This window comes from Syntrophomonas sp. UBA5494 (assembly GCF_002426325.1).
Map to the genome: position 1 here is coordinate 19,001 of NZ_DIPG01000123.1, position 10,689 is coordinate 29,689.

Below are 10,689 nucleotides of genomic sequence, written 5' to 3' on the forward strand. Positions count from 1 at the left end.
TATAAAAACCTGTTCTTATTGTGGACTGGTTTGCCGTATACTATTGAACTGCCTGCATTTATTTTACAAGGTCTGGTTCTCAAACGAACACAGGATTTCTGGCAAGACCGCAATCATATCCCCGGCTACCAAGCCGCGCTGCCCTTTTTGTTCAGCCACCCGGTCTCCACACCGGGCATGCAGATAAACGCCTGCTACAGCAGCTTCAGTAGCCTTTAATCCCTGGGCGATCAAGCCGGTTATAATGCCGCACAGAACATCCCCGCTGCCGGCTGTTGCCATACCCGGGTTGCCAATGATATTTATATACAGATTGCCGAAAGGGTCGGCTACCACGGTCTTGTTTCCCTTCAAGACCAGGGTCACGCCCCACTCCACTGCATAATGGCGGGCTACTTCCAGGCGGCCGGCCTGAATCTCGGCTATGCTCTTGCCGGTCAGACGGGACATCTCCCCGGGATGCGGGGTCAAGACGATAGGTACCTGCCGATCTTTAAATATGTCGGTATTGCCCACCAGAGCATTTAAACCATCGGCATCGATCACCAGCGGAATACCGGCCCGCTGCAGAACGTGCCGCATGACCGCCGCGGCTTCAGCATGACCTGACATACCAGGTCCTATGGCCGCAACTGATACGGTACCCATCAGATTGTCCAAAACCGCCACAGCCTCCAAGCCGATCAAAGCCTCACCGGATTCAGGCAGCGGGGCTGCCATCACCTCAGTGATGACGCCGTCGACAATAGGCGCCAAAGATTCGGGCAGTGCGGCTGTAACCAATCCGGCCCCAGTGCGCAGGGCGGCATAGGAGGCCATCACCACAGCCCCGGTAAGGCCCACCGAGCCGCCGATCACCAGGGCATGGCCAAAAGTTCCCTTGTGGGATTCCGCCGGACGCAGCTTGATAAAAGGACCTACCATATCAGCAGTGATAAGGTTGGTTTTCAGTTGATTATCCAGCAAGAGCGTTCGCGGTATAGAGATATCCGCAACGCTCAAGGTGCCGACATAGTCCTTGCCCGGTTCCAATACCAGGCCGATTTTGGGCAGAGCAAAGCAGACTGTGTGAGTGGCTCTGATGGCGGTACCGTGAACCAGGCCGGTATCCGCATCAACCCCGGAAGGGATATCCACGGCCACTACCGGCTTTTTGCACCAGTTGACCATGTCAGCCAGACGGGCTTCATAATCGTTCAGTCTGCCCTTAAAACCGTTGCCGTAAAGAGCGTCGACGATTAGATCGCTATTTAGAAGACAGATCATCAAGCTGTCCAAGTCTGCTTCTTGCTGCAGTTCATAAAACTGCCCCCCCATTTTCTTGAGGATTTCAAAATTGGTTCTGGCGTCTGGCGGGAATGCCTCGGGTCTGCCCAGCGCGAATACAAAAACCTGCGCTCCGGAATTCATCAAGTGCCGGGCGATAACCAACCCGTCACCGCCGTTGTTGCCTTTTCCCACCAGGACCAACACGGTTTTGCCCGCCGCACCGTCCAGTATCTCTTCAACTATTTCCACAGTGCGAATCCCGGCATTTTCCATCAATACGAGGCCCGGTATCATATAATCATTTATTGCTTTACTGTCAATCTGTTTCATTTCCTGAGAATTTACCAGTTTCATGTCTTCATCCTTTCGCAGTGATTATCGCTGCTACAGCCTGTTGGGCTGAGTGGGATAGACTTATGCTTGGAGCCGCCAGCCCGGCATCCAACTGGGCCCGCCGGGCCCGGCCGTGCAAACAGAGGGTTGGGCTGCCGTCCGGATTCAAGTTCACCTCGATTTCCTGCCACCTGCAGCCGGCCAGGGCCGGATGCAGTTTGCGCACTGCTTCCTTGGCGGCAAAACGAGCCGCTAATGAAGGATATGGGTTCTTCTTGCTCATACAATAGTTGAGCTCTGCTTCAGTATAAACCCTTTTTAAAAAACGCGGCGTCCGGCAGACCACATTTCTCACCCTGTCAATATCAATTATATCTATACCAATTAACAATATGTACCCCCCTTTCCAGCATTATCTGCAGTACAACAAAGAAAGCCCCGAAATCCTGCAGGATCTCAGGGCTGTTTCATCAATCATTCACCTCTATTGTACGGCGAAATCATATAGCTCCGTTCTTTCGCCCTCATTTAATATTTTATCCATATCCAAAAGAATTAAAAGCCGGTTGTCTAATTTTCCTACTCCGGTAATATAATCCGAAGCAATGGCCCCCATAACTGCCGGAGGCGGTTCGATACTATCCACCGGCAGGCGCATTACCTCACTGACCTCATCAACGATGATGCCCACAGTTTTACCGCCCACTTCAACCACCACACTGCGCGATTCTGCAGTTAAATCCGAAGCGCCCATATTAAAGCGCTTTTTAAGATCGATAATAGGGATCACTCTACCGCGCAGGTTAATAATGCCCTCAATAAAATCTGGTGTTTGAGGCAGCCTGGTCGGCTGAGTCATGGGTATAATCTCTTGTACGGTGGTTACGCCCACACCATATTCACATACCGAATCCTGCTGTTTGAGTTTGAATACCACCAATTGAATTTCTTCAGCCATGCTGTCTCCTCCATTGTCAAAGAATAAATTTATGATTCGTTATCACCGTTTACCGGTACTTAATCCTTGTAGTATTTAATCGAAAAAATTAATCAAATCTATTAGTCTTTTCGTTAAATTCAAGGCTTCCATTATCTGGGATAATAATTTACGAAAAAAGTCGTTTTGCTGGCATCCGGCTTTTCATGCCCATTTAGCGGTCTTTCATGTTTGATTTGCAGCAGTTCATACCCGCCTTATCATTAATTTTTCTGGGTAAAAACCAGTAAAATTCGGCGAATGAGCAGGATAAAGTTGGTTTTTGTGGTAATTTGATTATGTGTAGGTTTTTGATTAAGCTATGAAAGAAGGGAATGAAGTGATTTCCATTTCCTGGTACTTGGTGTTGACTGTTGGCATTCCCGAGTCCCTGCTGATGGTTTTGATGGGATTTCAATTGTACAACCTGAGGCTTAAATTCGGACATGCCATCGTTATCGCTGCTATGAGTGCAATAATATCATTTTATGTTAGAAAATTGCCCATTGTCTTTGGAGTGCACTCTCTTATCGGAATAGTTGTATTGATTTCGCTTTGTTGGTTTTTTACCCGACTTCCATTATATAAAGTAATTTGGTCAGTTTTGACGGGGTTTGCGGTGTTGGCGGTAACGCAATCGATTTTGGTACCGTTAATTCTATGGCTGACATCAATTGACTATGAGCAAATTAAAAATAATATATTAATTAATTCGTTGATGTTTCTGATTCAAGCCCTATTTGTTGGTGCAGCCTTAGTTTATTGTAAAGTCCGTAAGGTCTATATCTTCGATTTGAGTGATGGAGATCAAAATGCCAACCAACAAGCCCATTATAGCGATTTCGACGATATTATTTGAAACCGTATTTATTGCTGTCATTATTCTGGCAATAACCATTGGTCCTGATATTGAAGGGCTCAAAAAATTCTTGCCTTTTGCTAGTTTGGTGATTATGTTATTGAGCGGCTTTGTCGTAATATCGATTCGCCAAATAGATGAATATAGCCTGAAGCTGGTTGAAAGCCAGTTATTGCGAGAACATCTCAGCAACATCGAAGACTTGGTACATAGCTTAAACAGCCAGCGGCACGAGCACACCAGGCATATTCAAACCCTGCAGGCTATGTTGTATCTGGACGAAGTGGACCAGGCCCGCGACTATCTGGACGGGGTGGCCGAGCAGTACTGGGAGATACAGGATCTGGTATACGTCGGCAACCCGGCTCTCACTGCCCTGGTGAATTCCAAGCGCAAGCTGGCTGAGACCAAGAATATACAATTTGATTTCGCGGTAAAGTGTGAAGTCAATGAAATGGGCATCCCTCCCTGGGATTTATGCAGTATTATCGGCAACCTGATAGATAATGCCCTGGAGGCCAGCCTGAGGGGACAACATCCGCGCCGCGTATCACTGGAGTTAAAACATGAGGAATCCCAGTATGTGATCTATGTTTACAATAGTGGGGCCCGAATACCCAAGAAACTGGAAAACCTGATGTTTACCCCGGGCTTTTCCACCAGCGGTTCCGCTGGCCGCGGCTTTGGCCTCTATATCGTAAAACGACTGGTTGAAAAATATGGCGGCAATATCCGCGTAGTTACCCAGCCTAAGACTACTTTCATAATTAATCTGCCTGGGCGCAGGAGGATGTATGAACAAGTGGCTTTCATCGAAAATAGCGTCTGATATCGGCCAGCATTTGGGCAGCAGTGCAGAAGAAGTTGAAGTATATGCCTATGGCCTGGAGAATTTTTTGAACAATGCGCTGGAATTACTGCTTTTATTCGTGTTGTCCTCGTTTCTGGGTCTATTGATTCCAACTTTCCTGGTATTGATGGCATATGGCCTGATCAGAGTCCCTGGAGGAGGCGCTCATCTCAAAACCTTCCCCCGCTGCCTTACTACCAGCCTCTTGTTGATGTTGGGCCTGGCTAAACTGAGTGAGATGCTCCCTTTAGGTATTGCTTGGGCATTGGCTGCCATTATCATTTTGACTATAGCCGGGCTGGCTGTCATCAGAGCCTGGGTGCCGGCGGGAACCGAGAAAAAACGGGTTACGGCAGCTCATGAAATCAGACAGCAAAAGCAAATAACCTCAGTGACCTTGTTGGTCAATGTTCTGGCCGCGGCTGGCTTGCTTTATTGCGGTAATTCCAGCCTGGTCAACGCCATACTCCTGGGTTGGCTAGCTGGTTTATTGGTTATAACCCCCTGGGGATATAGATTATTTCATACCCTTGATCACGGTATGGATATTCTGGAAAGGAGGTGTTCGGTGTGAAAGCGAAATTAATGTCCAAAGCCTATGCCAGTCTGGCTTCCTTTGCGTTGGTGCTGGCGGTGTTCAGCGCTGTAAAACCCATGTGCTGGCTAATCGTCTATGAGCCAGACATCCCTCAAAGCCTGAAAAAGTAGGAACTAAGCATGTTTAAAGTACTGATCCTAGAAGATGAAAATTACACTTTGCGCTTTCTCGAGAAGCTAATATCGGAGCACCCCAAGGTCGAACAAGTAGTAGGAACCTCAATCAGCCAGGAAGCGATTCGCCTGGCCAGCGAAATCGCTCCAGATCTGGCATTTTTAGATATTGAACTAGCACCTGAAGATAATTTGAACGGTATCGATGTCGCCCGGGCCATTTATACCGTCAGCCCGCATACCGAGTTCATCTTTGTTACCGGTTATGCCAAATATGCTGTGGATTCCTTTGCGGTTCATCCTTATGATTATCTATTGAAACCGATTAAGCGGGATAAAGTTATGCAGGCCATTTCGGGTCTTGATTCGGAGCGTCAGGCCATCAATCTGCATAAAAGCCCTAACAACCGCCTGGTCATTAAATCCTCAGACAGCATAGTTTTTCTCAATATCGATGATATATTTTTCATCGAAAAGCAGGGAAAAAAGGCTTTTATTCATTCGATCGGGGGCGTTAACGAAAGTAATTGCATTTTTAATGAATTGGAGTCATTGCTGGGTCCTAATTTTTTGCGGGTTCACAAGTCTTATGTAGTCAACATGGATAAGGTGAGCCAGATCAAAGATGCCGGCAATCAATCCTATGCCATCCACTTTGAGGGATACAGCGGTGTAGCCACAATGAGCCGCAACCGTTTTCGCGTTCACATCGACCGGTTTACACCTTCGTTTTAAGCCTTTAAAACGCTATCAACCGTTTGGCCTCGGCAATTTTTTCGGTAATGGTGAACATGTTGCTCATAGTTCCAACCCGGAGCTTGCCTAGCAGCTGGTAATAGCTCAAACAAGTGTGGCTGGAGATTATTTCAACCCCAGATTCCTGCATGTGCTGTAAATAGGGCAAGACATCCGATCCCTCGGTTGCCAGGAATACCCCGCTGTTTATAAATACTACGGTTTTTAGCAAACCTTCCAGCTGCATGAGGGAGTAGATGAAGCTATTCATCAGCTGCCCTCCCCAGTGGTCTTCACCTTTTCCCAAAGAGGTACTGCTGATGACCAGGACGGTTTGTCCATATTCCGCCGATGCCAGTCGCAAGCCTTGGACCGACTCATGTTTTTGAATATTGATATGGTATTGGCCCTGCTTTTCCTCTACGGTAGCTTTATAAGGCAAATCGGCAATAAGGTTGGTAATCTCCTGTATAGCATTCGAGTTGTCAACAATCGCCAGGACTTCAAGGCAATGCCTGTCCAGGAGGGCTTCGCTAGTAAGAAGCCACGTTTCTGGAAATGAAAGCCCGCGGGCATCCACTGTTTTCTTCACAGCCCAAACTCCTTTTGTCTTTTCACTTATTGTAACATACTACCAACCTGTCATTAGAGCAGTTACCTCATTTGACCAGCCCCATTTTACGGTAGGTGGCTTCATCCATTTCGCCGCTGGGATTTAAACCGTGCCAGGCCTGATAATATTTTACCGCCAGGACGGTCATGTTCCCATAACGCCCGTCAGCAACCCCAAATTCGATTCCCAGTTGCTTGAGACGCGCCTGGACATAAACCACGGATTGCCCCGTAGAACCCTTCTTCAGCTTAACCGGTTTTATCTGCTGGGGGATCATGTTGCCATTGTTGACGATCTTCACGCGGCATCCATGAGGAACCAGCGGATACAGCTTTTCAACGTCGCGGTTGAACATGCGAATGCAGCCGTGAGAAGCATAGCTTCCGATCGATCCCGGTTTATTGGTGCCATGTATCCCATAAATACCCCAAGGGACATTGAGGCCCATCCACCGCGTACCAAACCCGCCTCCCCACGAAAGGGATTTTTGTGCCACCCGCCATTCTCCTATAGGCGAGGGGGTCGAGGATTTGCCGACAGCCACCGGGTATTTGCACACCACTTCTTTATCTTTGTAAAGCACCAGAGTGCGGCTCTTTACATCAATCACGATCAACATTTTACCGTCTGCTCCCGGTGAGCTTGTAAGGCAGGATGCATCAGGTTCCTGAGGCATCAAAGTAAGCCACTCCTCTTCCTTGACTATGCCGTCATCGATCAGGCCATTGGCCAACTGAAACAACCTTACAGTATGGCTGGTAAAGGCATCGTACATGCCGCTGGGCTCTATTTCATAACCGATCTCTTTCAGGCGTGCTTGAACCATCCATATAGCCTGCCCTTGAAGGTTGGGTTCGGTCAAATACAAGGTAGGAAAGTCAGTGCTGTCAACAATTTTTGGGCCGGGCGGGGGAGTTGTGTCTGTGGTTGCGGCGGGAGCCGCCAACGCTAAAGGGCCGGCATTCCAAACCATAGCCAGCAGCAGTATCGCAGCCCAGATATGTTTATACAATCCAGTTACCTCCCATCATTAATTTCTATAAAAAAACCAGGGTGATACCCTGGTTAGACTTTCTGTATATTTATGTGCCTCTCTACTGTACAATATGCCTGGAAAATCAGTGAAGCTTCAGTCTGTAAAGTAGCGATAACCAAATTTTTCATCGTGTACAAACTCGTTTAAAGCCTTGCGGGACGGAGCTTTAGCCTCTTTAACAGGATAGCCCAGGGGGATCATAACCACCGATTCTATGCCCTGGGGCAAGCCCAGGAGCGTGTCGACCTCCTGGTGCTGGAAACGACCGATGTACACCGTTCCTAAACCCCTGTTGTGAGCAGACAGACAGAAATTCTGACAGGCCAGGGCGCAGTCAAACATTGACCAATCACCCTTGGCGGTCGCATAAACCCCATCCCTGGCCCCGGAAACACCCTGACGCGAACAGAATACCATCACAGCTGAGGCCTCTATAATCGCCTGGGTGCCGCGATTAACTCTTGTCGTATCAGACAACTTTTGCTTGAGATCCGGATTCTTTACCACCACCACCTCCCAGGTCTGCGTATTAGCCCAGGACGGAGCCCATCTCACTGCTTCCATAAGTTCGCGGATAATCTCTTCCGGGACCTCCTTATCGGCAGCGAAATGACGAATACTCCTGCGGGTCAGTATACATTCCATCGTCTCCATAATTAAATAAATACCTCCATTTTCTTCGCTAGATGTTAAGATTCACCCGGGCTGCTCTCCACAGCCTCACATAGTTGTTCGGCTGAGAAAACCGGTTCCCGGCAGGAAAAACCCTCACAGATATAGGCTGTGACCCTGTCATCAACTTTCTTCATCTCTTTACCGAACGGTACCAATTCACCTACCAGTTCATCCTGGCTGGTTTTTAATACCAGGGTGATGTCAGGCCTAAATACCTGATTTAGCACCGAGATCATGTCACGGGTCTGCTCTTCATGCCGATCTCCGGCTATGACGATGTCTTTTCCCGCAAAATGGTCAGTCATCGCCGCCAGGAGGAAGTGGGTATGCGCCCAGGGATGCTGGCTTACCGGTTCGGAAAAGGCCTTGAGTATCAGTTCGGCCAGCCTGGTGGTTGCCTGATCACCGGTCAGGCGTCCCAGCCATACTAGATTTCTTGCTGCCAGCGAATTTGGAGATGGTATGGAGCCATCATATACTTCCTTGGGGTTTATGAGCAGCTCCTCGCTGTCTTTACCATAATAATATAAACCGCTTTGAACTTCATCCCAAAAAAGATTTATCATCTCGGAATTGACCTCTAGGGCTTTTTGCAGATAGGCGGGGTTCAGGGTGCTGCGATACACTTCCAACAGCCCCCATACCAGTGCGGCATAATCCTCCGCCAAAGCGGGGTTGGCAGCTTCTCCTTGCCTGTATCTCAGCATATAGCGATCCCCGACGCGCATACGGGTTTCGATAAATGTCAGCGCGGTCCGGGCTTTTTCTATATAAGACGGCTCATCCAGAACTCGCCCGCCCAAAGCCAGGGCTGCAATCATAAACCCATTCCAGGACAGCAAGATCTTATCATCCTTGAAAGGCGCAATACGCTTGGAACGATGATTAAAAAGCCTGAGCCTGACCGGCTCCAGTTGACGGCGTTCATCGTCGCTCAGTTCAGTACCCAAAAGATTGGGTATGCTTTTGCCTTCAAAGTTGCCTTCCGGGGCGATGCCATAAAAGGAGCAGAACTCCATGCCTTTGAACTCACCTAAAACCTCCATTATCTCGGCTGCCGTCCACACATAGAATTTCCCCTCTTCACCTTCAGAATCAGCATCCTGAGCGGAATAGAAGCCCCCCTCCGGTGAAGTCATTTCCCGCATAACATAAGTAAAAATCTCCCGGGCTACGTCGGCGTAGAATTCATTGCCGGTGGCCTGATAAGTCTCCACAAAGGCCACTGCTAAAAGAGCATTATCATAAAGCATCTTCTCAAAATGGGGCACCAGCCATGCCCGGTCGGTGCTGTAACGAGCAAACCCAAAGCCGATGTGGTCATATATGCCGCCTTTATACATGGACTTCAGAGTCTGTTCCACCATTTCCAGGGCCAGTTCTTCCCCGGTATAGTACCAGTAGCGCAGCAGGAAATAAAGATTGTGAGGAGTGGGGAATTTGGGAGCACTGCCAAATCCACCGTACTCAGAGTCATAGACGCGGGTTAAATACTGAAAAGCCTCGTCGAAGACGCCGGCTTTGATTTCAGCGCGGTTCCCCGCGGGAAGGCTGGCCTCGATCAGCCAGTCACTGATGCGATCTCCGATGCCATAGCACGACGGCCTGTCATCCTGCCATATTTGGGCTATCCGGGGCAAGAGAGTCATCATGCCGGAGAGGCCGCGGCGGTCATATTTGGGTATATATGTGGCAGCAAAAAACGGCTTTTTATCTGGAGTCATAATAATAGTCAGGGGCCATCCCCCGTGTCCGGTCATCCCCTGGCATACATTCATATATACGGTGTCAATATCCGGCCGTTCTTCCCGGTCTACCTTGACGGCCACAAAATGCTGATTTAATAGCCGGGCTACCTCCTCATCCTCAAAAGATTCCCGTTCCATCACATGGCACCAATGACAGGTGGAGTAGCCTATGCTCAAAAAAACCGGTTTGTTTTCCTGCTCGGCTTTGTTGAAGGCTTCTTCCCCCCATGGGTACCACTTTACCGGATTGTAGGCGTGCTGGAGGAGGTAGGGTGACTTTTCGTCTATTAATCTATTGGGCAATTGGGTTGTTTTCATGACGCCTCCTTATCAGTTAAAATTAATGTTGGCTTCAAGGTGTTTTGTTTCAAGATGTTTTGAAAATAAACCCCGAACAATAGCACTGCAATTTCAACCGCAATAATGTAAATATTATCCCAAGGAGTGAATGTGTGAACCACGCCAAATCTCCTCAACAGAAGATCTACCATAAAAAGCAATGCCACCCAGGCTGCCTTCCATAGCTTAGAATAATCGTTAACCAAAAAGAATGCCAGGACCGCTATAGCCGGCAAGGTTATCAAGGTGTTGACTGCGGAGCTGTCCCGACCCAAAGCTTCAATCCACTGTACCGAAAAAGATCTGCCATGCAGCATCGCATAGTCAATCAAAACCAGTGGGATTCTCACTCCATAAAGAATAGCCGTCAAGGTAAGAAACGATATCAGTCTTCCATGAACCTTGTTCAGGTTGTCGAACCACCATTTCATCAGGCGGAATATCGCCATCAACCCTAAAAAGGTATATAGTGTCTTCCACCACAACTGCTGGTATAAGCCGAATTTGATAAACAATTCTTCCACGCCGAAGTAGAGCGCCCCGAT

The 10,689-nt window shown here is 48.4% G+C and carries 13 protein-coding genes; 5 read left to right on the forward strand and 8 right to left on the reverse strand.

The window, feature by feature from the left end; translation table 11 throughout:
• Positions 1-63 precede the first annotated feature (63 nt).
• The 3 genes from B3W37_RS13540 to B3W37_RS13550 form a co-directional block, all read right to left on the reverse strand.
• Positions 64-1,623 carry an NAD(P)H-hydrate dehydratase gene (locus tag B3W37_RS13540; RefSeq protein WP_483171247.1) on the reverse strand — a complete coding sequence of 520 codons (1,560 nt, stop codon included), beginning with the start codon at positions 1,621-1,623 and terminating at the stop codon, positions 64-66.
• A gap of 4 nt (positions 1,624-1,627) precedes the next feature.
• Positions 1,628-1,993, reverse strand: coding sequence for a holo-ACP synthase (gene acpS / locus B3W37_RS13545; RefSeq protein ID WP_483171246.1), 366 nt, complete (start codon positions 1,991-1,993; stop codon positions 1,628-1,630).
• A gap of 93 nt (positions 1,994-2,086) precedes the next feature.
• Positions 2,087-2,560: a chemotaxis protein CheW gene (locus B3W37_RS13550; RefSeq protein ID WP_481037670.1), complete on the reverse strand. Its 474-nt coding sequence runs from the start codon at positions 2,558-2,560 to the stop codon at positions 2,087-2,089.
• A gap of 340 nt (positions 2,561-2,900) precedes the next feature.
• Between B3W37_RS13550 and B3W37_RS13555 the strand changes: the two genes are divergently transcribed.
• Genes B3W37_RS13555 through B3W37_RS13575 form a run of 5 tightly spaced genes read left to right on the forward strand, consistent with a single transcriptional unit; the run spans position 2,901 to position 5,733 of the window.
• On the forward strand, positions 2,901-3,437 hold the full coding sequence (locus tag B3W37_RS13555) for a hypothetical protein (RefSeq protein WP_483176136.1): 537 nt from the start codon (positions 2,901-2,903) through the stop codon (positions 3,435-3,437).
• Positions 3,391-4,266: a sensor histidine kinase gene (locus B3W37_RS13560; protein ID WP_483176137.1), complete on the forward strand. Its 876-nt coding sequence runs from the start codon at positions 3,391-3,393 to the stop codon at positions 4,264-4,266. Before B3W37_RS13555 ends, B3W37_RS13560 begins: the two co-directional genes overlap by 47 nt.
• The gene (locus tag B3W37_RS13565) at positions 4,232-4,861 is read left to right on the forward strand and encodes an accessory gene regulator ArgB-like protein (RefSeq protein WP_483176138.1); all 630 of its coding nucleotides are present in this window, start codon (positions 4,232-4,234) and stop codon (positions 4,859-4,861) included. The genes B3W37_RS13560 and B3W37_RS13565 overlap by 35 nt, the downstream gene beginning before the upstream one ends.
• Positions 4,858-4,995 carry a cyclic lactone autoinducer peptide gene (locus B3W37_RS13570; protein WP_483176139.1) on the forward strand — a complete coding sequence of 46 codons (138 nt, stop codon included), beginning with the start codon at positions 4,858-4,860 and terminating at the stop codon, positions 4,993-4,995. Before B3W37_RS13565 ends, B3W37_RS13570 begins: the two co-directional genes overlap by 4 nt.
• A 9-nt stretch (positions 4,996-5,004) precedes the next feature.
• On the forward strand, positions 5,005-5,733 hold the full coding sequence (locus tag B3W37_RS13575; RefSeq protein WP_483171241.1) for a LytR/AlgR family response regulator transcription factor: 729 nt from the start codon (positions 5,005-5,007) through the stop codon (positions 5,731-5,733).
• A gap of 4 nt (positions 5,734-5,737) precedes the next feature.
• Here the strand turns inward: B3W37_RS13575 and yedF are convergent, their stop codons facing one another.
• From yedF to B3W37_RS13600, 5 genes are all read right to left on the reverse strand, one after another.
• The gene (gene yedF / locus B3W37_RS13580; RefSeq protein WP_483171240.1) at positions 5,738-6,325 is read right to left on the reverse strand and encodes a sulfurtransferase-like selenium metabolism protein YedF; all 588 of its coding nucleotides are present in this window, start codon (positions 6,323-6,325) and stop codon (positions 5,738-5,740) included.
• A gap of 67 nt (positions 6,326-6,392) precedes the next feature.
• A complete protein-coding gene (locus B3W37_RS13585) occupies positions 6,393-7,358 on the reverse strand; it encodes a L,D-transpeptidase family protein (RefSeq protein WP_483171239.1) in 966 nt (321 codons plus the stop codon).
• Positions 7,359-7,475: 117 nt separating this feature from the next.
• Entirely contained in the window at positions 7,476-8,036 is a 561-nt protein-coding gene (locus B3W37_RS13590; RefSeq protein ID WP_483176140.1) for a nitroreductase family protein, read from the reverse strand.
• Between the two features lie 35 nt (positions 8,037-8,071).
• The gene (locus tag B3W37_RS13595) at positions 8,072-10,123 is read right to left on the reverse strand and encodes a thioredoxin domain-containing protein (protein ID WP_483176141.1); all 2,052 of its coding nucleotides are present in this window, start codon (positions 10,121-10,123) and stop codon (positions 8,072-8,074) included.
• Positions 10,120-10,689, reverse strand: a 570-nt coding sequence (locus B3W37_RS13600; RefSeq protein WP_483171234.1) for a hypothetical protein, incomplete at its 5' end; no start/stop codon positions are given. The genes B3W37_RS13600 and B3W37_RS13595, both read right to left, overlap by 4 nt.

Excerpts from the sequence above, each read along its gene's own strand:
- B3W37_RS13540 (WP_483171247.1), bottom strand. The coding sequence starts at position 1,623 with ATGAAACTGGTAAATTCTCAGGAAATGAAACAGATTGACAGTAAAGCA.
- B3W37_RS13550 (WP_481037670.1), bottom strand. The coding sequence starts at position 2,560 with ATGGCTGAAGAAATTCAATTGGTGGTATTCAAACTCAAACAGCAGGAT.
- B3W37_RS13555 (WP_483176136.1), top strand. The coding sequence starts at position 2,901 with ATGAAAGAAGGGAATGAAGTGATTTCCATTTCCTGGTACTTGGTGTTG.
- B3W37_RS13560 (WP_483176137.1), top strand. The coding sequence starts at position 3,391 with ATGCCAACCAACAAGCCCATTATAGCGATTTCGACGATATTATTTGAA.
- B3W37_RS13565 (WP_483176138.1), top strand. The coding sequence starts at position 4,232 with ATGAACAAGTGGCTTTCATCGAAAATAGCGTCTGATATCGGCCAGCAT.
- B3W37_RS13575 (WP_483171241.1), top strand. The coding sequence starts at position 5,005 with ATGTTTAAAGTACTGATCCTAGAAGATGAAAATTACACTTTGCGCTTT.
- B3W37_RS13590 (WP_483176140.1), bottom strand. The coding sequence starts at position 8,036 with ATGGAGACGATGGAATGTATACTGACCCGCAGGAGTATTCGTCATTTC.
- B3W37_RS13595 (WP_483176141.1), bottom strand. The coding sequence starts at position 10,123 with ATGAAAACAACCCAATTGCCCAATAGATTAATAGACGAAAAGTCACCC.